The 21,888-nt window shown below is 62.8% G+C and carries 20 protein-coding genes; 1 reads left to right on the top strand and 19 read right to left on the bottom strand.

From position 1 onward, the window contains the following. Positions 1–30 precede the first annotated feature (30 nt). The 7 genes from lnt to miaB all read right to left on the bottom strand — a co-directional run bounded on the left by lnt (position 31) and on the right by miaB (position 6,526). Positions 31–1,548 (bottom strand): apolipoprotein N-acyltransferase, encoded by a 1,518-nt coding sequence (gene lnt, locus MVC20_RS13705; protein ID WP_297542299.1) that lies wholly within the window; start codon positions 1,546–1,548, stop codon positions 31–33. After that, positions 1,541–2,428, bottom strand: a complete 888-nt coding sequence (locus MVC20_RS13700; protein WP_297542297.1) for a hemolysin family protein — start codon at positions 2,426–2,428, stop codon at positions 1,541–1,543. The genes lnt and MVC20_RS13700 overlap by 8 nt, the downstream gene beginning before the upstream one ends. A 42-nt stretch (positions 2,429–2,470) precedes the next feature. Then, positions 2,471–2,959, bottom strand: coding sequence for an rRNA maturation RNase YbeY (ybeY, locus tag MVC20_RS13695; protein WP_297542295.1), 489 nt, complete (start codon positions 2,957–2,959; stop codon positions 2,471–2,473). A 5-nt stretch (positions 2,960–2,964) separates the two neighbouring features. Further along, positions 2,965–3,972, bottom strand: coding sequence for a PhoH family protein (locus tag MVC20_RS13690; RefSeq protein ID WP_297542293.1), 1,008 nt, complete (start codon positions 3,970–3,972; stop codon positions 2,965–2,967). A 151-nt stretch (positions 3,973–4,123) separates the two neighbouring features. After that, positions 4,124–4,429, bottom strand: a complete 306-nt coding sequence (locus tag MVC20_RS13685) for a hypothetical protein (protein WP_297542291.1) — start codon at positions 4,427–4,429, stop codon at positions 4,124–4,126. Positions 4,430–4,441: 12 nt separating this feature from the next. Then, a complete protein-coding gene (locus MVC20_RS13680) occupies positions 4,442–4,942 on the bottom strand; it encodes an OmpA family protein (RefSeq protein ID WP_297542760.1) in 501 nt (166 codons plus the stop codon). A 261-nt stretch (positions 4,943–5,203) separates the two neighbouring features. Then, positions 5,204–6,526 (bottom strand): tRNA (N6-isopentenyl adenosine(37)-C2)-methylthiotransferase MiaB, encoded by a 1,323-nt coding sequence (miaB, locus tag MVC20_RS13675; RefSeq protein WP_297542289.1) that lies wholly within the window; start codon positions 6,524–6,526, stop codon positions 5,204–5,206. A gap of 115 nt (positions 6,527–6,641) precedes the next feature. Between miaB and MVC20_RS13670 the strand changes: the two genes are divergently transcribed. Next, a complete protein-coding gene (locus tag MVC20_RS13670; protein WP_297542287.1) occupies positions 6,642–7,517 on the top strand; it encodes a glycosyltransferase family 2 protein in 876 nt (291 codons plus the stop codon). Between the two features lie 7 nt (positions 7,518–7,524). On the opposite strand, the gene MVC20_RS13665 is transcribed toward MVC20_RS13670, so the two are convergent. The 12 genes from MVC20_RS13665 to MVC20_RS13610 form a co-directional block, all read right to left on the bottom strand. Then, the gene (locus tag MVC20_RS13665; protein WP_297542285.1) at positions 7,525–7,755 is read right to left on the bottom strand and encodes a hypothetical protein; all 231 of its coding nucleotides are present in this window, start codon (positions 7,753–7,755) and stop codon (positions 7,525–7,527) included. A 146-nt stretch (positions 7,756–7,901) separates the two neighbouring features. Then, a complete protein-coding gene (locus MVC20_RS13660) occupies positions 7,902–8,693 on the bottom strand; it encodes an enoyl-ACP reductase (protein WP_297542283.1) in 792 nt (263 codons plus the stop codon). A gap of 6 nt (positions 8,694–8,699) precedes the next feature. Continuing rightward, on the bottom strand, positions 8,700–9,929 hold the full coding sequence (gene fabB / locus MVC20_RS13655; RefSeq protein WP_297542281.1) for a beta-ketoacyl-ACP synthase I: 1,230 nt from the start codon (positions 9,927–9,929) through the stop codon (positions 8,700–8,702). 314 nt (positions 9,930–10,243) lie between these two features. After that, on the bottom strand, positions 10,244–10,522 hold the full coding sequence (locus MVC20_RS13650; protein ID WP_297542279.1) for an HlyU family transcriptional regulator: 279 nt from the start codon (positions 10,520–10,522) through the stop codon (positions 10,244–10,246). 85 nt (positions 10,523–10,607) lie between these two features. Beyond that, positions 10,608–12,593 carry an RNA polymerase sigma factor RpoD gene (gene rpoD / locus MVC20_RS13645; RefSeq protein WP_297542277.1) on the bottom strand — a complete coding sequence of 662 codons (1,986 nt, stop codon included), beginning with the start codon at positions 12,591–12,593 and terminating at the stop codon, positions 10,608–10,610. A 118-nt stretch (positions 12,594–12,711) separates the two neighbouring features. After that, a complete protein-coding gene (gene dnaG, locus MVC20_RS13640) occupies positions 12,712–14,661 on the bottom strand; it encodes a DNA primase (protein WP_297542275.1) in 1,950 nt (649 codons plus the stop codon). Positions 14,662–14,700: 39 nt separating this feature from the next. Then, complete coding sequence (locus MVC20_RS13635; RefSeq protein WP_297542273.1) at positions 14,701–14,988, bottom strand: DNA primase; 288 nt, start codon at positions 14,986–14,988, stop codon at positions 14,701–14,703. Positions 14,989–15,048: 60 nt separating this feature from the next. Next, positions 15,049–15,606: a sarcosine oxidase subunit gamma gene (locus MVC20_RS13630; protein ID WP_297542271.1), complete on the bottom strand. Its 558-nt coding sequence runs from the start codon at positions 15,604–15,606 to the stop codon at positions 15,049–15,051. Then, entirely contained in the window at positions 15,599–18,529 is a 2,931-nt protein-coding gene (locus MVC20_RS13625) for a sarcosine oxidase subunit alpha family protein (protein ID WP_297542269.1), read from the bottom strand. The genes MVC20_RS13630 and MVC20_RS13625 overlap by 8 nt, the downstream gene beginning before the upstream one ends. Further along, positions 18,526–18,783 (bottom strand): sarcosine oxidase subunit delta, encoded by a 258-nt coding sequence (locus tag MVC20_RS13620; protein ID WP_297542267.1) that lies wholly within the window; start codon positions 18,781–18,783, stop codon positions 18,526–18,528. Before MVC20_RS13620 ends, MVC20_RS13625 begins: the two co-directional genes overlap by 4 nt. A 56-nt stretch (positions 18,784–18,839) precedes the next feature. Then, positions 18,840–20,093, bottom strand: coding sequence for a sarcosine oxidase subunit beta family protein (locus MVC20_RS13615; protein ID WP_297542254.1), 1,254 nt, complete (start codon positions 20,091–20,093; stop codon positions 18,840–18,842). Positions 20,094–20,225: 132 nt separating this feature from the next. Then, positions 20,226–21,656 carry a Glu/Leu/Phe/Val dehydrogenase gene (locus MVC20_RS13610; protein ID WP_297542252.1) on the bottom strand — a complete coding sequence of 477 codons (1,431 nt, stop codon included), beginning with the start codon at positions 21,654–21,656 and terminating at the stop codon, positions 20,226–20,228. Between the last annotated feature and the right edge of the window lie 232 nt (positions 21,657–21,888).

The raw sequence follows: 21,888 nt of genomic DNA, 5'->3' as shown, positions 1-21,888 counted from the left end.
GTTACGCTCGTGCTGAACCAGCGTCAATGCCTATGTGCGCGCCCGCCTGCGGCTGTGCCCCAGCCGCGACAACGCGAGAAAAACAAGGAAAACGCCCAGCATCGGTGAATCCCCCAGCCGGGCATAGAGCGTGGGCGGCAACGGCGGCGGCAGCGTCGCATCGCGCCACCCCGCCTCGCCCAAGGGCAAGGCCGCCGTGATCCGCCCGGTGGCGTCGATCATGGCCGAAACGCCTGTGTTGGCCACCCGCACCATCGGCAGGCCGAATTCCGCGCTGCGCAGCCGCGCCTGCGCCAGATGCTGATAGGGGCCAGAGAACTTGCCGAACCAGGCGTCATTGGTGATGAGCAGGATGAAATCCGCCCGCCCCGGCGCGGCCCTCAGGTCTTGCGCGAATACCCCCTCGTAGCAGATCAGCGGCAAGGCGCGCCCCAACGCGCCCATCTCGATCACCTGCGCCCCCGGCCCCGAGGAAAACCCCTGCCCGTTCTTGGCAGCCATGCCGTGAATCCCGAATTGCGCCAGGTGGTCGCCATAGGGCATGTATTCGCCAAAAGGCACCAGATGGTGCTTGTCATAGACCGCCGCCACGCTGCCCCCGGCCTCGACCAACGCCAGCGTGTTGTAGAGCCGCATCTCGTCGCGGCGTTGCAACCCCACCACGACCGGCACGCCTCCCGCCGCCTCTGAAATCACTTCCAGCGTGCTCGCGGCGCGCTCCAGCATCACCGGCACCGCCGTTTCCGGCCACACGATCAAGTCGGGACGTTCCCCGGCCGCCGAAAACGCCAATTGCCGATCAAAGAAACCCTGGATCTTGTCAGGGTCCCATTTTTCATGCTGCGGCGCGTTGGGCTGGATCAGCCGCACCGTGGCCGCCTCTGGTGCCGCACCTGCCTCGGGCGTCAGCAAGGCGCCCACAGGCCACAGGATCGCCATGGCCCCCAAGGCCAGCAGCGCCCGTCGCGCACCGGTCATCGCCGCCCACAACGCCACCGCCGCCAGCAGCACCAGCGCCGTCAGGCCGAGCGATCCAAGATATGAGGCCCAATGCAAGAGCGGCGTGTCGATCAGAACATGCCCCGGCTGCGCCCATGGAAACCCCGTCAACACATAGCCCCGCGCCAGTTCGATCAGTCCAAGGCCACCGACAAACCCAAGCGCTCCGCCCCCCATGGCGCGGCCCAGCCCAAGGGCCACCGCCCAAAACAGCGCCAGCCCCCCGGATAGCCCCAAGAGCGCAAAGGGCGCCATCCAGCCATGCCGTGCCACATCGACGAGAAACGGCTCGATGATCCAGTTGAGCGAGACAAGGAAATAGCCGGTGCCAAAGGCCCAGCCGATACCCGCCGCCTGTCGCCCCCCGGCGGCGCGCCGAAACAGCCCATAGGCAAGCGCAAAGCCCAGAACACTCAGCGGCCACGCCCCGACGGGCGCCTGCCCAAGCGCAGCCATGGCCCCCAGTGCCCCAAGCACAAGAAGACGCCAGCGCCCAGAGCGGCCCGCGACCTGATCCATCAGGGCCGCGGCCCGGCCTGTTTCACTCATTCCTGGCCTCAGGCAGACGCACGCGCACGCGCTTGATGCGGCGCGGATCGGCCTCCATCACCTCGATCACCGGCCCTGCGGGATGCTCGATCACCTCGCCGCGCACCGGCACCCGGCCCAACAGCATGAAAACCAGACCGCCCAGCGTGTCGATCTCTTCCTCGTCGACCTCATCGGTCTCGGTCAGCGACATGCCGATCTCGGCCTCGAAATCCTCGAGCGGGGTCTTGGCAAGGGCGATGTAACTGCCGGGCTTTTCCAGCGTCCAGTAATGATCCTCGTCGATGTCGTGCTCATCCTCGATCTCGCCCACCACCTGTTCGATCAGGTCCTCGATGGTCACAAGACCGTCCACACCGCCATATTCGTCGATCACCAGCGCCATGTGCCGCCGCTCGGCCTGCATCTTCTGCAACAGCACGCCAATCGGCATCGAAGGCGGCACGAACAAGAGCGGGCGCAGCATGTCTTCAAGCTGGAATTCCTCGGTCTCGCCGTTGAACCCATACTTCAGTGCAAAATCCTTGAGGTGCAACATGCCGACGGGCGAATCCAGCGTGCCCTCATAGACCGGCAGGCGCGACATGCCGCTGTCGCGGAACACATGCACAAGGTCCTCTTTCGAAATCGTGTTGGGAACCGAGACAATCTCGGCCTTGGGAATGGCCACGTCCTCGACGGCCATATGCCGCAGATTGCCCATTCCCGGCACACCATTGGCCTGGGCCGGGTGCTCATCCTCGGCCTCTTCGGCCTCGTCGCTTGTGGAAAATACACCAAGGATACGCCGGAAAAATCCGCCCTGTTCCTCGGTTTCCCTGTCATCGTCCGGCTGCGCGCTCTGCGCTGCCATAGACGATCCGTCGATACTCTCGCCCATCCATCTCTTTCCAGGTGACAGGGCACACAGGCCCCAGCACGGCTAATATGGGTCACTGACCCCGAGTTTGCCAAGTATCTCCACCTCAGTTGCTTCCATCAGAGTGGCATCTTGGTCACGCACATGATCATAGCCCAACAAATGTAACACTGCATGAACGATCAGATGCGTCACATGGTCCGCCAGCGGTTTGTCGCCTTCCTCTGCCTCGCGCGCGCAGGTGTCCCAGGCAATCGCAATATCCCCCAACTCCGGATCATACCCCGGCGCAGGCGGCTCAGGTGCCGCGCCGGGCATCTCTGCCCCGCGCTCCTCGCTCGGCCAGCTTAGCACATTCGTGGGCTGCGGCTTGTCGCGGAAATCCTCGTTGAGCACGGCAATCCGCGCATCGTCACAGCCCAGCAGGCTGATCTCCCAATCCTCCGGGTTCAGCGCCAGATGCTCCAGCGTGGCCCGCGCCGCGCGCTCGGCCAATTCCTCCAGCCCCGCCGCCTCCCAGCGGTCGTCCTCGATCACCACATCGCACAGCACAGGGCTTAACCTTCCGCCTCGTAGGCCTCGATGATCGCGGCCACCAGCGGATGCCGCACCACATCCTTGGACGTGAAATAGTTGAAACTGATCTGCGGAATCTTGGTCAAGAGCCGCTCCGCATCCGCCAGCCCCGAGGGCACGCCGCGCGGCAGGTCGATCTGCGTGCGGTCGCCGGTGATCACCATCCGGCTGCCCTCGCCCAGACGCGTCAGAAACATCTTCATCTGCATCGAGGTCGCATTCTGCGCCTCATCCAGCACGACAAAGGCATTGCTCAGCGTGCGCCCGCGCATGAAGGCCAGCGGCGCAATCTCGATCTTCTTTTCCTCCATCAGTTTTTGCACCTGCTTGGCGGGCAGAAAATCGTTCAGCGCATCATAGAGCGGCTGCATGTAGGGATCGACCTTGTCCTTCATGTCCCCCGGCAGATAGCCCAGCTTTTCGCCCGCCTCGACCGCCGGACGGCTCAGGATGATCCGGTCCACATGCCCCTCGATGAACATATTGACCCCGACAGCGACCGCCAGATAGGTCTTGCCGGTGCCCGCAGGCCCGATGCCAAAGGCCAGCTCATGCGCGAACAACGATCGCACATAGGATTTCTGCGCCTCGGTGCGTGGCTCCACGTATTTCTTGCGGGTCTTGATCTCGACTGGGCCGCTCTTGAACATCTCGAGCTGATCGCCCGCCAGCGCGCCGGTCTCACTCTCCGATCCGCCCATCCGCAATTCGCGGTCCACGTCGCCACGCTCGACCGCGCGCCCGGTTTCCAGCCGGGAATACAGCGCCTGCAACACGCCTGTCGCCTCGCGCACCGGACCATCCTCGCCCATGACCGACAGGTGATTGCCGCGCCGGACAATCTGCACCCCCAGTTTTCGCTCGATCTCGGCAAGGTTCCGATCATACTCGCCGCAGAGGTCAATCAGCAGCTTGTTATCCGGGAATTCGATCACGGACTCTTGCAAAGAGGCCAGATCGGCGACGGGGGGCGGCGCGTTGTTACCCAAGCATATCTCCCACAGGGTCAGAGGTTCCCCTTCACAGTGCCAAGATGCCGCCGCCTGCGCAAGCAGACAGCCGCGATTCCGGGCAAACCGGCGAAAAAAATGCGGGCCGCAAGGGGCCCGCACATTGGTTCAGCAGATGGGACAATCCCGATCAAATCGGATCGCCGATCAGGCTCGTGGAGCCTTGCTTGAAATTGCCCGTCGCCACGGTCGGCGGGGCAATGCCCGAACAGACCGGCTTGCCGAACTTGTCCAACCGCTGCGACAGATAGCCTTCGACGCCATCGTCGATGATCCAGTGGTCGCACCCGTTGGGATCGACCCAGATCCCGGCCTGCATCTGGCTCAGGTGCCCTCTGTCAAAGATATTCCGGTCCACTGTCTTGTCCGGGCCCGCATCACAGGCCGCCAATAGTCCGACCACGGGCAGGGCGAGCGCGATTTTATAGGTTTTCATAGCTCAGCCCCCTCAGCGCCAGCACAGGATTTCGACACGGCGATTCTGCGCCATGCCCTCGGCGGTGTTGTTCGACGCCTTGGGCATCCGCTCGCCATAGCCGCGCACATCCGCGATGCTGGCCCCGGCGCTGCGCGCCACCGCCGCCACCGAATTGGCCCGCCGCAGCGACAGGCCCATGTTGTACTCATCCGAGGCGCGGCTGTCGGTATGACCGACGATGGTGTAAGAGACGGCTTGCGTCTGCTGGAAGAACTCGCGCAGGCGCTGCTTGCCGCTGGCGCTGATACGCGCGCTGTCCGTGGCAAAGAGCTGGTCGGTATTGACCACACCGCACAGGTTGACCTCACGGCACACCGGGATGCCCTGACGCGTCACATGCGGGCTCATGTAGCCCTCCGCGCCGTCGTCCATCACCCAATGCTCGCATCCATCCGGATCCACCCAGATGGTCGGAATATAACGCTCTCCCAAAACGGTCCGTTGCTGCTGCGCGGCTGCACCGCTTGCCATCACCGCGACGCCAAGGGCAATGGCACTTGCCCCCCGCATGCCCGCGTGAAGCGTATTCGAAATGCGTTTCGTCACGACCCCAGTCCTTTTATTGCCCCCAGAAGGCGGTCAACTCCATGACCCCCAACCATTTAATACGATCAAATAGTATCAAGTATTCGCTTAAAGTGAAGCAAATTTCACCAGATATTGTGCCCTTTGGGGAAACAATGCCATGCTCTGGCCACAATTCATCTACAGCGCATGGAAATCGCCGCAGTTTCAGGAAGAAATCAATCGACCGGCCAGTGAATTCGGCCCGCTCTCGATGATCTCGACCTGCCGCAAATCGCCAATCGCCACATCGCCCGTGACATGCACCGCGTGCAGGTGATCGGACTTGCCCACCATTTGCCCCGGCATCCGCCCGGCCTTTTCGAACAGCACCCCGACCCGGCGCCCGACCATCGCATCCTGCGCCGCGCGCTGCTGACGGGTGATCAGCTCTTGCAACCGATAGAGCCGCTCGGTCTTGACCTCTTCGGGCACCTGCGGCCGCTCGGCGGCAGGGGTGCCGGGACGGGTGGAATATTTGAACGAAAAGGCAGATCCGTAATTGACCGCCTCGATCAGATCGAGCGTCGCCTGAAAATCCGCGTCGGTTTCCTCGGGAAACCCGACGATGAAATCCCCGGACAACAGGATATCCGGCCGCGCCGCGCGGATGCGCTCGATCAAACGCAGATAGCTTTCGGCGGTATGGCTGCGGTTCATCCGCTTGAGGATACGGTCAGACCCCGATTGCACCGGCAGATGCAGATAGGGCATGAGTTTGGCACAGTCCCCATGCGCGGCAATCAGGTCATCGTCCATGTCATTGGGATGGGACGTGGTGAACCGGATACGCTCCAACCCGTCAATCTCGCTCAAGGCCCAGACCAGCCGCGCCAGCCCCCAATCACCACCCTCGCCGGCACCATGATAGGCATTCACGTTCTGCCCCAGAAGCGTGATCTCGCGCACGCCGCGCTCGACCAGATCCCGCGCTTCTTCCAGCACACGGCTTGCCGGACGGCTGACCTCTGCCCCCCGCGTGTAGGGCACCACGCAAAAGGCGCAGAACTTGTCACAGCCCTCCTGCACGGTCAGGAACGCGGTTGGCCCGCGTGTCGCCTTGGGGCGGTGCCGCAACGTGTCGAACTTGTCGTCAATCGGGAAATCGGTATCGAGCGCCTTTTCCCCCGCACGCACCCGCGCCTCCATCTCGGGCAGGCGGTGATAACTCTGCGGTCCCACCACCAGATCGACCAGCGGCTGGCGGCGCATGATCTCTTCGCCCTCGGCCTGTGCCACGCACCCTGTCACCCCGATCTTCAGATCGGGCTTGTCCAGCTTGAACTGCTTCATCCGCCCCAGTTCGGAATAGACCTTTTCCGCGGCCTTTTCGCGGATATGACAGGTGTTGAGCAGAATCATGTCGGCCTCGGCCGGATCTTGGGTCTCGACATATCCTGACCCGCCCATGGCCTCGGCCATGCGCTCGCTGTCATAGACATTCATCTGACAGCCATAGGTCTTGATAAAGAGCTTTTTCACATCCGCCATGCGCCCGGCCTCCGCCCTTGGGTTCAGGCTGACTGACTACATCAGGGGACAGGGCACTTGCAATGCCCCCGCGTTTGTCGGATTCTGCGATCCAAAACCAAGGGTAGAGCCGCGCATGACCGCCCCCGACCTCAAGAGCTTTCTCGCCAACCCCGGCAAGGCCCTCGCCAAAGGCCCCATCGCCATGGTCTTTGCAGAGGATGAAACCGAACTCAACTCTACCCTGCGCCACCATCTCGACACGGGCTTTGCCGCGGTGCTGCTCTTTGCGCCCGACAACTTTGCCCTGGCCCGCGACGTGGCCGACACCGCTGGCCTTTACCGCATTCGCCACGACCTGTCCTCTGGCGACAGCCTGACCGAGGCGGTCAACGCCGTCATCGCCGCCGCCCCCGGCCTCTGGATGTATTACTGCTACAACGCCGAATACCTGTTCTATCCCTTCTGCGAGACCCGCACCGTGGGCGAAATGCTGGCCTTTCACACCGAAGAACGCCGCGACGCGATGCTGACCTATGTGATTGATCTCTACGCTGGCGATCTCGATACCTACCCCGATGCCGTCTGCCTTGAGACGGCGCATATGGACAAATCCGGCTATTACGCCCTCGCGCGCCCCGACCCCGAGAACCACAACCACCCCCGAGAGCGGCAGCTTGATTTCTACGGCGGCCTACGCTGGCGCTACGAGGAACATATCCCCGCCAAACGCCGCAAGATCGACCGCATCGCGCTCTTCCGTGCCAAACCAGAGCTGAAACTGCGCGAAGACCACACCTTTTCCGACGAGGAATACAATACCTACGCCTGCCCCTGGCATCACAACCTGACCAGTGCCATCGTGTCCTTTCGCACCGCCAAGGCGCTCAAACGCAATCCCGGCTCGACCTTCGACATCCACAGCTTCAAATGGCACAATTCGATCCCGTTCGAATGGCATTCGCGGCAATTGCTCGATCTGGGTCTGATGGAACCGGGACAGTGGTTCTGAATACGGATTAATCCGTCACGCGCAGCAACAGCGCCGTCAGCGGATCCAGCCCGGAATCCTTGGCCACCGTAACGCCACCATCGAACCGCGCCAGGAAGGCGCGCGCGGTCTCATTGCCGTCAATCATGGTTTGCGCCCGCGCAACCGCGCCCTGCAACGCGTCATGCACCCCCGGTGCCAGCGCCCGCTCCTGCCAGATGGCCAGCAGCACACAGAGACCAAGGGAGGCACTCGTCATCCACGCCCAGCGCCGCGCGCGGCGGGCACGGGCAAGCGATCTGATCTCAGCGGGTTGGCCAATCTGGCGAAATTGCTCCATGCGTGCAGCCTGATGCAGCAACACGGCAAGACTTTGGCAATAACGAGGCCAGACCCTGTCCGACCTCAGAGGTTCTCGGCCTGTGGCATACCCAGAACGTGATAGCCGCCATCGACATGGATGATCTCACCGCTGGTGCAGGCGCCCGCGTCCGACGCGAGATAGACCGCCGTGCCGCCAATCGCCTCCAACGTGGCATTCGCCCGCATCGGTGCATTCATCTCGGTATGGCGGAACGTCTTGCGCGCGCCGCCAATCGCGGCCCCGGCCAGCGTTTTCATCGGCCCGGGGCTGATCGCATTGACGCGGATCCCATCCGGCCCCAGATCGTTCGCCAGATAGCGCGTCGCCGATTCCAGCGCCGCCTTGGCCACGCCCATAACGTTGTAATTCGGAACGACCTTGTTCGACCCCTGATAGGTCAGCGTCAGCAGACAGCCGCCATTGTCCTTCATCATCGGATAGGCCCGTCGCGCCACCTCGATGAACGAATAGGCCGAGATTTCCAGCGAATGCTTGAAATTGGCCCGGCTCGTGTTCAGGAACCGCCCCGTCAATTCCGACTTGTCGGAATAGGCCACCGCATGCACCACGAAATCAATCGTCGGCCAGCGCTCCGCCAGCGCCGCGAACGCGGCATCGAGCGAGGCATCGTCGGTCACATCCACATCGAGCAAGAGGTCAGAGCCAACGCTCGCGGCCAGCGGTTCAACCCGCTTGGCAAAATTCTCGCCCTGATAGGAAAAGGCCATCTCCGCCCCCGCCTCATGCATCGCCCGTGCAATACCCCAGGCGATGGAGCGGTCATTGGCCACCCCCATGATCAGGCCGCGCTTGCCCTGCATCGCAATCGTCATCTCATCTCACCCGTGATATTTGCTCAGCAACATCGAGCCATTGGTGCCACCAAACCCAAAGGAGTTGGTCATCACCGTATCCAGCCCGGCATTGTCTACCCGCACCGTCGCAATCTCTGACGGATCAAGCGCGGGATCGAGCGTTTCGACATTGATCGACGGGGCAATGAAATCATGCTCCAGCATCAAGAGGCAATAGATCGCCTCCTGCGCGCCCGTGGCCCCTTGGGAATGGCCCGTCATCGACTTGGTGGAACTGATCGGCGGCGTGCTGCCCTGGCCAAAGACCCGGCGCACCGCCTCGACCTCACCCACATCGCCCACCGGCGTCGAGGTGCCATGCGCGTTGATATAGCTCACGCGGCGGCCTTCGGGCAGCGTCGCCACCGCCAACCGCATCGCCCGTTCGCCGCCCTCGCCCGATGGGGCCACCATATCGGACCCGTCCGAGGTGGCGCCATAGCCCGTCACTTCGGCATAGATCTTGGCCCCGCGCGCCTTCGCCCGCTCCAGTTCCTCCAGCACGACGATACCGCCCCCTGCCGAGATCACGAACCCGTCGCGCCCCACGTCAAAGGCGCGGCTCGCAGTCGTGGGCGTGTCGTTGTATTTCGACGACATCGCCCCCATCGCGTCGAAAAGACACGACAGTGACCAGTCCATCTCTTCGCCGCCGCCCGCGAACATCACGTCCTGCTTGCCGAACATGATCTGCTCTGCGGCATGGCCGATGCAATGCAGGCTGGTGGAACAGGCCGAGGTGATCGAATAGTTCAGCCCCTTGATCTTGTAGGATGTGGCCAGATTGGCCGAGATCGTCGAACACATGGTCTTGGGCACGGCAAATGGCCCAATCCGCTTGGTCGATCCGGTTTCCAGCGCCACCTGATGCGCCGCCAGCATCGCACTGGTCGACGGCCCGCCCGATCCCGCGACAACCCCGGTGCGCGGGTTGATCACGTCGCTTTCCTCAAGCCCCGCATCGGCAATGGCCTGCCCCATGGCGATATGGGCATAGGCCGCCCCGCCCCCCATGAACCGCAGCGCACGCTTGTCCACATGCTCGGTCACATCCAGATTGATCGCCCCGGCCACCCGACTGCGAAAGCCATGCTCGGCCATCGCCTCGTTTGCGGTGATGCCCGAGCGCCCCTCTCGGAGTGATGCCAGAACCTCTTGGGCGTTGTTGCCAATGCTGGAGACGATCCCCAGACCTGTGACCACGACACGACGCATGGGTGCCTCCCTCTGCTTTGTTACAGCCTCTGTAAGACAGCGTGAGTTGAGGGGCAAGCGGTTAGGGGGCGATCCGCCCACCACAGCGCGCTCTGGTTACGGTTTGCGCAAAGGCCCGGCGGCACGCTTGTCGCCCGCGCCTCGCCTGTTAACGCCCCGCGCGCCATCGGTGCGAAGCCTCCCGCAACCGTCCGCACGCTCCCGCAACCGAGGCCGCCCCCGGACCACGACCTTACATAATCCCCTGACAAACCTTACAGAGCTTGCATTCTCCAAATGCCCGCCCCGGGGCCTGACCCGGTGCCTCGCACGCCTTATTTGCGAAAGATCGCCTCGCCCTGCTCGTCAATGACCTGCTTGGCTTTTCGCACGCAAAACGCCCTCGCCTCGTCCAGACTGGCAATGGTATCGGCCCGCAAAAGCTGATGCACCTTCACCTCGCCCGCGACGTCCTTCTCGATGCGCGCCACGACCCTGTATCCACCTTCTGCCGCTTGCGGCGCGGGGAAGATACGGAAATCCTTGTATATTTCCGCCTGCACCTCGGGCTCGGCCTTGGGCTTGCCCCCAAACAATCGCGACAGGATCGACATTTGGCCTCCAGATTATGCACCGTAGGGTGCGCATTCAGTGCGCACCCCATAACCCCCTGTTTTCAAGTGTGGATTTTCATCCACCCTACTGATCCAGAAAGCTCCGCAGCTTCCGGCTCCGGCTGGGATGCTTGAGCTTGCGCAGCGCCTTGGCCTCGATCTGGCGGATCCGCTCGCGGGTCACAGAGAACTGCTGCCCCACTTCTTCCAGCGTGTGATCGGTGTTCATGCCGATGCCAAACCGCATCCGCAAAACCCGCTCTTCGCGCGGCGTGAGGGATGACAGAACCCGCGTCGTGGTTTCCTTGAGATTGTCCTGAATGGCGCTATCCAACGGAAGGATAACGTTTTTATCCTCGATGAAGTCGCCAAGCTGGCTGTCTTCCTCGTCGCCAATCGGGGTTTCCAGCGAAATCGGCTCCTTGGCGATCTTCATCACCTTGCGGACCTTTTCCAGCGGCATCTGCAGCTTTTCGGCCAGTTCCTCGGGCGTCGGCTCGCGGCCAATCTCATGCAGCATCTGACGACCGGTGCGCACCAGCTTGTTGATCGTCTCGATCATATGCACCGGAATCCGGATCGTGCGCGCCTGATCCGCGATGCTGCGCGTGATCGCCTGACGAATCCACCAGGTCGCGTAGGTGCTGAACTTATAGCCCCGGCGATACTCGAACTTGTCCACGGCCTTCATCAGGCCGATGTTGCCTTCCTGAATAAGATCAAGGAATTGCAGGCCACGGTTGGTGTATTTCTTGGCAATCGAGATCACCAGACGCAGGTTGGCTTCGACCATTTCCTTCTTGGCCTGCCGCGCCTCTTTCTCGCCCTTCTGAACCTGCTGCACGATGCGGCGGAATTCGGAAATGTCGAGGCCCACATACTGACCCACCTGCGCCATGTCGGCGCGCAACTCGGCCACTTTCTCGGGGCTGCGCTCGATGAACATCTGCCAGCCACGGCCGGCCTTGCGCGCCATGTCCTCCAGCCAGTTGGGATCAAGCTCGCGACCGCGATATTCCTCAATGAATTCAGAGCGGTTGATGCGTGCCTGATCGGCCAGTTTGACCATGGCGCTGTCAATCTGCATGATCCGGCGGTTGATACCGTAGAGCTGATCAATCAGCGCCTCGATACGGTTGTTGTGCAGGTGCAGTTCGTTGACCAGCTCCACAATCTCGCTGCGCAGGGTCTGATAGGTCTGCTCCTGCTCGCTGCTGAACGATCCATCCTCATTCAGCGTGGCCGAGATCCGGCTGTCCTGCATCTCGCTGAGCTTGGCGTAATCCACCGCGATACGGTCCAGAGTATCCAGAACGCGCGGCTTGAGGGCGGCCTCCATCGCCGCAAGGCTCATATTGGCCTGGTCGTCATCCTCGTCGTCGTCGTCGGAATGGATCGGATTGCCATCGGCATCCAGATCAGGCTCGCTGTCGTCGCGGCCCATACCGCCGGGCGCGTTGGGCACATTTGCGGCCCCCACCACCGGCTCGGCATCCTCATCGCCCAACTGGGTGCCAAACGTGGCCTCAAGGTCGATCACATCGCGCAGCAGGATGTCTTCACCCAAGAGTTCGTCGCGCCAGATGGTGATCGCCTGAAAGGTCAGCGGGCTCTCGCAGAGGCCCGCGATCATCGTGTTGCGCCCGGCCTCGATCCGCTTGGCAATGGCAATCTCGCCCTCGCGGCTCAGAAGTTCGACCGACCCCATCTCGCGCAGGTACATCCGCACCGGATCATCCGTGCGATCGAGTTTTTCTTCCTTGCCCGAGCCAAGCGTGATCTCGCCCCGTCGCCCGATCTCGGCCACGGCGGTCGAACGCCCCTCTTCCTCTTCGGCGTCCTCGGCCTCGATGATGTTGATCCCCATCTCCGAGAGCATCGACATCACGTCTTCGATCTGTTCCGACGACACCTGATCCGGGGGCAGAACCTCGTTCAGCTGGTCATAGGTGATAAAGCCCTTTTCGCGCGCCTCCGCGATCATCCGCTTGACCGCCGCCTGGCTCATGTCGAGCGAAACTTCGGCTTCGACTTCCTCTGGCTTATCGTCGTCGGTATCTTTGGCGGCCATGAATGACTCCTCGGCTATGGGCGGGGCGGGTGATTCGGTTGACCCGAATCAATAGCGCGTTCTGTTGATTCGCACACCCGTCTACCCTGATTTATTCGGCGCTTCCTTACGAAAACAATCATCGTCCCGGTTTAGAAAAGGTTATCTTGTCGAGCAAGGCGTCGAACTGTTGTTTCTCATCACGTTTGATCCGCGCGCCATTTTCGCCCAGGTCGTATTCGGCCCGGTCCTCTTGCTGGCTGCGGACTGCGCGGTTGCGCGCCTCGGCGGCCTGCCCCAATCGCCACGTGAGCGTCTCGTCGGCCAGACCTTCGATATCCTCGGTCGCTTCCGTGACTTCGGCAACCCAACCACGCTGAGAGGTCAGCTTGGCCAATTCTTCGGTCAGGGTCAAAATGGCAAGCTCCTCATCTCCGGGGTGTCGCACCGGCGGGATTAGGGCGACATGGGGCAGAGTCATCAGCTTTTCAAGGGGGCCGGGGCCCATCTCGGCTTCGATACGGGCGCGCAGATCCTCTGCCCCACCACTCGCATGGCGCAGGATCAACCCGCGCAACCGTGCCATATCCGGATCACGACACTCGAGCCTGTCCACCTCCGCTTCGAACCGCGCCACCAGGGAGGGGCACGAGATCAGCGTCGCCAACACAACCGCTTCACGCAGGTAAACCGCGCTCTCCCCTCCCGCCGCGACCAGAAGCGAGGATTTCGTCGCAGCCCGCGCCGGTTCCGGCAGCGGCCATTTGCCGCCGCGGGCGCGCGGCGTGAACCCCGTGCTGCGACGCGCATTGAAGAGTTGCCACCGCAGATCCTTGATCGCCTGCCCGTAGTGACTGCGAATTGAGGGATCGCGAATCAGCATGATCTTTTCGCGCAACACCATGTCGAGCGCCGCCTTGCGCTCCGGGCTGTCGAAATCGCGACCCTCCGTCTCGCGCTGCCACAAAAGCTGCACCATAGGCAGAGCCCCATCAATCCGCGCCTGCACCGCACCCGCCCCCTCGGAGCGCAAGAGATCGTCCGGGTCCTTGCCCTCGGGCATCAGCGCAAAACGCAGCGATTTGCCTGCCTCCAAGAGCGGCAGCGCCAGATCAATCACGCGATAGGCCGCGCGCAGACCGGCTGTGTCGCCATCCAGTGCAATCACCGGCTCGGGTGCGATCCGCCACATGAGTTGCAACTGATGCTCGGTCACAGCGGTACCCAAGGGTGCCACCGCCGCCCCAAACCCCGCCGCGACCAGTGCGATCACATCCATATAGCCCTCGGCCACGATCAACGGCTGGCCCTTGCCCGCCGCCTCGCGCGCAGGCCCGTGATTGTAGAGCGTGTGGGATTTGTCAAAAAGCTCGGTTTCCGGCGAATTCAGATACTTGGCCGGGTCACTCGGGTCCATTGCCCGCCCGCCAAAGGCAATGCAGCGCCCGCGCGCATCGCGAATGGGAAACATGATCCGATTGCGGAATGTGTCATAGGGTTTGCCGCCCTTTTGACTGTCCTTGGCCAAACCACAGGCCATGATCATCTCGGGCGGCACGCCCTTGGCCGTCAGATGATCCCACAGGCCCTGCCAGCCATCGGGGGCAAATCCCAGATCGAACTGGGCCTGCGTCGCCTCGCTCAGCTTGCGCCCCTTGAGATAGTCGCGCGCCGCAGCCCCGGCCCCGCTGCGCAGTTGCAGGCCGAAATACTTGACCGCCTGTTCCATCACCTCGATCAATTGCCCGCGCCGATCGGCCTTGGCCTGTGCCTGCGGATCGCGCTCCGGCATCGGCATGCCCGCCTCGGCGGCGAGAATTTTCACCGCCTCCATGAAATCGACATTCTCGGTCTCACGGACAAAGGAAATCGCATCGCCCTTGGCGTGACAGCCAAAACAGTAGTAGAACCCTTTTCGGTCATCCACATGAAAAGACGCGGTTTTTTCCTGGTGGAATGGGCAAGGCGCCCACATGTCACCTTTAACGGGATTGGACTTGCGATTGTCCCACGACACCTTGCGCCCGACCACATGGGAGAGCGACAGGCGGTTTTGCAACTCGTCAAGAAATCCGGGGGGCAGGCTCATGCCCCTATATTGGGCGCGCGCGGCTCAGAGTCCAGAGGGCTACTGCGCCTCGCATTGCGTGACATAGCTGCCTGCCACGTCCTCGGCCAATTGCGCCTCGTCCAGCGAATAGACCCAATCCACCAGGGGCTGCACCGCGGGCGCATAGGTCGACATGTCGCCTGTCATCTCGGCGGTGATCGCGGTGATCGCGGCGGGGGCCTCTTCGCCCGATTTGCGCGCCTCCACGGCCAATGCCACGATCTCGCCCGTGGGCGCACACATCGGGTTCTCGGCAACGGCCATCACGGGCAAGAGGCAGAGGGCAGCGGTCAGCATCGGGCGCATGGGCGATCCTTTCGTTCACACCCGGCTCTCATAGGCCAGATTTCCGTCTCTGTCAGCGCCCTACGTCGGTGAATTTTGTCGCGCCGCAACCCGTGCCATCGCAATCTCCGCCTCATGGACCAGCGTAGCCGCCATCGACCGGAACACCATGATCTGCCATGTCTGCGGCCCCACACGGCTCACGGACCCGGCCATATGCGCCACATCCGTGCGTGCGGTATGGCCTGGCGCAAAGACCGTGTCGCGCAGATCGAGAGGACAGAGCCGCGCCAGAACCTCGACCGCTTGCCGGCCCTCCAATTGCACGACCGCCCAGGCGTCCGACTGGTCTGTCAGCGCCGCATGAGCCGACAGGCTTTCATCAGGATCAGGACCAATCAAGAGCGCCATCTCGCGCCCGAACCAAAGCGCGCGCGCCGCCGCCTGCCCCGTCATGCGCCCCGCTTCCGGCCATGCCACGCCATGCGCCGCCTGCATCGCGGCTGACAAGGCCCCGGCAGAGCCCAGATAGGGCGCAAGCGAGGTCACCCGCCCCGGCACCACCTCGGTCAGACGCAGATCGCCCACTGTTACCGGCAATAGCCCCGCACAGGCGGTTTGAACCTTGAAGTCAGCCACGCAACCGCCCTCCTTCGGGATCAAACGCCACCAGAGGGGTGACTTCGCACACCGTTTCGGACTTGCGCAGGTGATCCACCACGCGCACCCGTTCGCCCATCCGCTCCGGCCCGCGCCTGAGGAAGCCGATGCCGATCACATGCCCAAGCGTCGGCGAATAGCAGGCGCTTGTGACGTAGCCCTGGTCGTTGTCGCTGACCGCTTCGGCGTGTTCATCAAAGATATGCGCCCCCGCCAGTAGCTCCTTGACCGCGCCCACCGGCTTCAGTCCCACCATGCGCTCGCGCTCCGGGTCCATCAGACCGGGGCGCGTCGCTGCCGCCTTGCCGACGAAATCCTTCTTGGCGCTCATCATACCCTGCATCCCGATGTCATAGGCGGTCACGCGGCCATGGATTTCAGCATGGGTGATAAACCCTTTCTCGATCCGCAGCACATTGAGCGCCTCAAGCCCATAGGCGCCGCCGCCCATGTCCTCGGCGCGCTTGACCAACGCGCCAAACAGCGCCGCCCCGTAGCGCGCAGGCACGGCGATTTCATAGGCATGCTCACCCGAAAAGGAGATGCGAAAGAGCCGCGCCGCCACCCCGCCCAGACCAACCGCGCCGCAAGCCATGTAGGGGAACCCGGCATCGTCAATCGGTGCGTCGAGCATCCCGTTCAGCAACATCCGTGCCTGAGGCCCTGCCACTGCGAATTGCGCCCATTGCTCGGTGACGGACACGATCCGCACATCCCATTCCGGGCGCAAAACCTGCGCTACGAATTCCAGATGCCGCATCACCTGCCCCGCCGCCGCCGTGGTGGTGGTCAATATGAAATGACTCTCCCCCAGACGCGCGCAGGTGCCGTCATCCATGACATGCCCATCCTCGCGCAGCATGAGGCCATAGCGCACACGGCCCACCTTCAGCGTGGAAAACATGTTGGTGTAGACGAAATCCAGAAACCGCGCGGCATCCGGGCCTTGCACGTCGATCTTGCCAAGGGTGGACACATCGCAGATGCCAACCGATCCGCGCACCATCGCAACTTCGCGGTCACAGGATTGTCGCCAATGGGTCTCAGCCTTTTGCGGGAAATAGCTGGGCCGATACCAAAGCCCAGCCTCAATCATGGGCGCACCGCGTGCGATGCTCTCGGCATGCGAGGTGGTCCGCCGCTCGGGGGCAAAGCCTTTGCCCTTGCCCCCTGCCCCCATAGCCGCAATCGGCACCGGCACATAGGGCGGGCGGAAGGTGGTCGTGCCGGTCTCGGCAATGCCCTGCCCGCTCGCCTCGGCCAATACCGCCAGCGCGGCGACGTTGGAATTCTTGCCCTGATCCGGGGCCATGCCCTGCGTCGTGTAGCGTTTCATATGCTCGACCGACCGGAAATTTTCGGTCGCGGCCTGCACCACATCCTTGACCGTGACATCGTTCTGAAAATCGAGCCACGCCCGGCCCCGCCCCGGCACCTGCCAGAGCGGAAATATGTCATAGGTGGCCTTCCCGGCGCTCGGGGCCGCCATATCCGGCGCACGAAACCCCAGGTCCACCGCCGCCGCAGCACCCTCGTTCAGACCGCTCTCCAGACAGGCAAGGGTGGAAAACGCCCCCGCCGCGGCCCCTGCCACGCGCATGCCCGGCACGGCATCTGCGGGCGGTAAGAACGCCTGCCGCGCCGCGTCCCACGTGGGCCGCGCGCCCATATGGCAGGCCAGATGCACCGTCGGATTCCACCCGCCCGAAACCGCAAGGCAATCGGCGGCGATCCGGTCCTCACCCTTGGTCGTGGCAAGCGTTACCGCCTCCAGCCCGCGACGCCCACCTGTGCCACAGACCTGCGCACCGGGATAGAACGGCACATCGAGGTCACAGCGCGCATAGGGACGCGCATCCACCAGCGCCGCCACATGCACCCCCGCCGCTTGCAGATCGGCCACGGTGCGATGAGCGCTGTCGTTATTGCCGAAAACCACCGTGCTCTGTCCTGGTGCCGCACCCCAGCGGTTGACATAGGCGCGCACCGCCCCCGCCATCATTACCCCCGGCCGGTCATTGTTAGGAAAGGCGATGGCCCGCTCCAGCGCCCCCGCCGCCAGTACCGTACGCCGCGCCACGATCCGCCAGAAACAGCCCTTGGGCGCGTGACCGCGCGCGGCAATATCCGGTGCAAGCCTTTCCAGCGCGCCATAGGTGCCGCCATCATAAACCCCGGTCACAGCCGTGCGGGTCATGATCCGGACATTCGGCATCGCGGCCAGTTCCGCCGCGATCTCATCCACCCAATCGACACCAGCCAGCCCATCGACCTCTTCGGTCTCGGCCAGGAGGCGCCCGCCAAGTCGCGTGTCCTCTTCGGCGAGGATCACATCCGCGCCCGCCTCTGCCGCCGCCCGCGCCGCCATCAGCCCCGCAGGACCGGCCCCGATGACCAGCACATCGCAATGGGCATGGGCCCGCTCGTAGCTGTCCTCGCACGCGTCCCCCGACAGCGCCCCCAGACCGGCAGCACGGCGAATGAGCGGCTCATATACCCGCTCCCAAAAGGCGCGCGGCCACATGAAGGTCTTGTAATAAAATCCAGCCCCCAGAAACGGCGCGAAGACATCATTGACCGCCAGCAGATCCAGCCCCAGCGTCGGCCAGCGGTTCTGGCTTTGCGCCCATAGCCCCTCGTGCACTTCGACGGTCGTCGCCCTCAGGTTCGGCTCTTGCGCGGCACCTCGCCCCACAGTCACCAGCGCATTCGGCTCCTCACTGCCTGCGGTCATCACACCACGCGGGCGGTGATACTTGAAGGACCGCGCCACCATCCGCACGCCGTTGGCCAAGAGCGCCGAGGCCAGCGTATCGCCTGCGAACCCCTCATATCGACGGCCGTCAAAGTGAAAGCTCACCGGACGCGCCCGGTCGATCAGCCCTTTGCCTTCGAGCCTCATGCGCCCGCCTCCGTGGCCAGGGCCACACCCAGAACCTCATGCGTGACCGTATTGCGCGTCACGATGAGCCAAGCCCCGCAACCCTGCTCGTGCTGCCACAAATCACGGGTCGCACCCGGCAGGTTGTCGCGATTGTGGATGTAATCATCCCACTCCGGCGCCCAGACTTCGCCCTCGGGCCGCGGGAGTGCCGCCCCCTGATAGTAGAACTCGCGACGATCCCGCTCGCCGCAGATCGGACAGCCCAGCCTCATCTTATCCGCGCCTTCATCGTTCCAGAAATACTCAAATCCTGCCCTCCGCGCGCATCTCAATGCAGATTGTGTTGCGCGCCCGTGCCTTCTTCGTCCATCAACCCCCAGCCCGTGCGGAACCGGTCCAGCCGGAATCGCGTCGCCGCCGGATGCGGCCGGTCGGTGGCGATGAGATGCGCGAGCGCATCGCCCGACCCCGGCACGGCCTTGAACCCGCCATAGCACCAGCCGCAATTGAGATAGAGCCCCTCGATGCCCGAATGGTCGATGATCGGGCTGCCATCGGGCGACATATCCATGATCCCGCCCCAACTGCGCAACACGCGGGCATTGCCGATCATCGGCATCAGCGTCATGCCCGCCTCCATCACATGCTCTACAATCGGCAGGTTGCCGCGCGCGGCATATGAGGCATACATGTCCAGATCGCCACCAAAGACCAGCCCACCCTTGTCGGATTGGCTGATATAGAAATGCCCCATGCCAAAGCTGATCACATGGTCGATGCAGGGTTTCAGCCCCTCGGTGACAAAGGCCTGCAAAACGTGGCTTTCGATCGGCAGGCGCATCCCGGCCATCGCCGCCACCTGGCTGGAACGCCCCGCCACCACAATCGCCAGCTTTCTGGCGCGAATGGCACCGCGCGTGGTTTGCACGCCGCGCACGCGACCATTCTGGATGTCGATCCCCGTCACTTCGCAATTCTGGATCAGGTCCACGCCCCGGTTGCTTGCCCCGCGTGCATAGCCCCAGGCCACAGCATCATGCCGCGCCGTGCCTGCGCGCCGCTGTAAAAGGCCACCGTGAATGGGAAACCGCGGCTGGTCGTAATCAAGATAAGGCACCATGCGTTTGAGCTGCGCCACACTCAGAAGTTCCGCATCGTCGCCGCGGTTGATCATCGCATTGCCGCGTCGGGCGATGGCATCGCGCTGCCCATCAGAATGAAACAGCACGATCTGCCCGCGCTGAGAATGCATGACGTTGTAATTAAGGTCCTCCTCCAGCCCTTCCCAGAGTTTCAAGGAATGGCTGTAGAACTCGGAATTGCCCGGCAGGAAATAATTGGCGCGCACGATGGTGGTGTTGCGCCCCACGTTGCCGCCGCCCAGATAGCCCTTTTCCAGCACCGCGACATTGGTGATCCCGTGGCGCTTGGCCAGGTAATAGGCGGTCGAGAGCCCATGACCGCCACCACCGATGATGATCACATCATACTCGGGCTTGGGTATTGCATCGCGCCAATGTGCCTGCCAGCCCTTGTTGCCGGTCAGCCCCTCTTTCAGAACCCGCAGGCCGGAAAACCGCATGCCACTCCCCTGCCATCAACTTGTGCGCCAATCAGGCGCGACTGAACCAACTTCGCCCATCAATAGCAATGGCAGAGCCGAAGCTCTGCCATCTTTCCCGCCATTTTCAGGCCCATGCGCGACGTGGACCCGTCAGAGCCCCATCGCCCGGTAACTCGCCGCGACCTTGGCGATGGACACCAGATAGGCCGCCGTGCGCAGGTCTGTCACGTCCTTGCGGCTGTGCCAAACTTCGCGCATCGATTGATAAGCGGTGCGCATCGTATCATCGAGACCCGAGCGCACCAATTCCAACTCGCCCGCGCCCTTGAGGTATTTCTGCTTGAAATCCGGCGACAACTCCCACGCATCCCCGAGCCCACGGTTCAAGCGCTGCAATTCCGTGACCAAAAGCTGATGCCGAGCCTCTTCCTGTCGCCGCCCGATCCGACCAAAGCGGATATGGCTGAGGTTCTTGACCCATTCGAAATACGAGACCGTGACGCCGCCGGCATTCGCATACATGTCGGGGATGATCACCGTCCCCTTCTGGCGCAGGATGTCATCGGCCCCTGCCGTCACTGGCCCGTTCGCCGCCTCGATGATAAGCGGCGCCTTGATCTGCGCGGCATTGCCGAGGTTGATCACCCCCTCCATCGCGGCAGGAATGAGAATGTCACACTCCTGTTCGAGCACCTTGGTCCCATCCTCGACGTATTTGCCCTCGGGATAGCCCTCGACACCGCCGTGGCGCGCAATCCAGTTGCGCACAGCTTCGACATTCAATCCCTTGTCATCCACCAAGGCACCGTCACGCTCGATGATCGCGGTGATCCGGCATCCGTCCTCTTCGCTCAGGAACTTGGCCGCGTGATAGCCCACGTTGCCGAGGCCCTGCACGATGACCCGCTTGCCCTCGAGCGTGCCCGAGAGATGCGCCGCCGCAATATCCTCGGGATGACGAAAGAACTCTTGCAACGCATATTGCACGCCCCGCCCCGTCGCCTCGACCCGCCCCTGAATGCCGCCCGCATTGATCGGCTTGCCGGTCACGCAGGCGCGGTAATTGATATCCGTGGTATTCATGCGTTTGTATTGATCGGCGATCCACGCCATCTCGCGCTCGCCGGTGCCCATATCCGGGGCGGGCACGTTCTGCGCGGGATTGATCAGGTCGCGCTTGATCAGCTCATAGGCAAAGCGCCGGGTGATCATCTCAAGCTCGTGTTCCTCCCATTGGCGCGGGTCAAGCCGCAGCCCACCCTTCGAGCCGCCAAACGGCGCTTCCACAAGTGCGCATTTGTAGGTCATCAGCGCCGCGAGCGCTTCGACCTCGTCCTGATTGACGCCCATGGCATAGCGGATACCGCCCTTGACCGGCTCCATATGCTCGGAATGAACGCTACGATAGCCGGTAAAGGTGTGGATCTGCCCGCGCAGGCGAACGCCGAACCGCACCGTATAGGTCGCATTGCAGACGCGGATCTTTTCCTCAAGGCCCGGCGGCAGGTCCATCAGCGCCACCGCGCGGTTGAACATCAGATCCACACTCTCGCGAAAGCTGGGTTCCTTGTTGGCGTTCATTCGTCCTCTCCCTTTTGCGATCCGGAGCGATAGACTAGCCCAAATGGCGCGCCGCGCCGGTATCCTGCCTCATGGTTAACCGATGTGGACAGTTTGTCTACCCACACGCTCCCCTGTCAGTTGCGGGCCGGACCCTAACCCAAGGTTTGTCGCCAAAGTCAAAACAATTGGGAACAGACTTTTATATTGTTGAATTTAATCGGTTAACTTCTGATTTTTCGCCAGAGACCCG

The organism is Roseovarius sp., from assembly GCF_027019125.1.
Classification (GTDB): domain Bacteria; phylum Pseudomonadota; class Alphaproteobacteria; order Rhodobacterales; family Rhodobacteraceae; genus Roseovarius.
The sequence above is the reverse complement of the archived record's forward strand: the minus strand, read 5'-3'. Positions and strand labels throughout refer to the sequence as shown.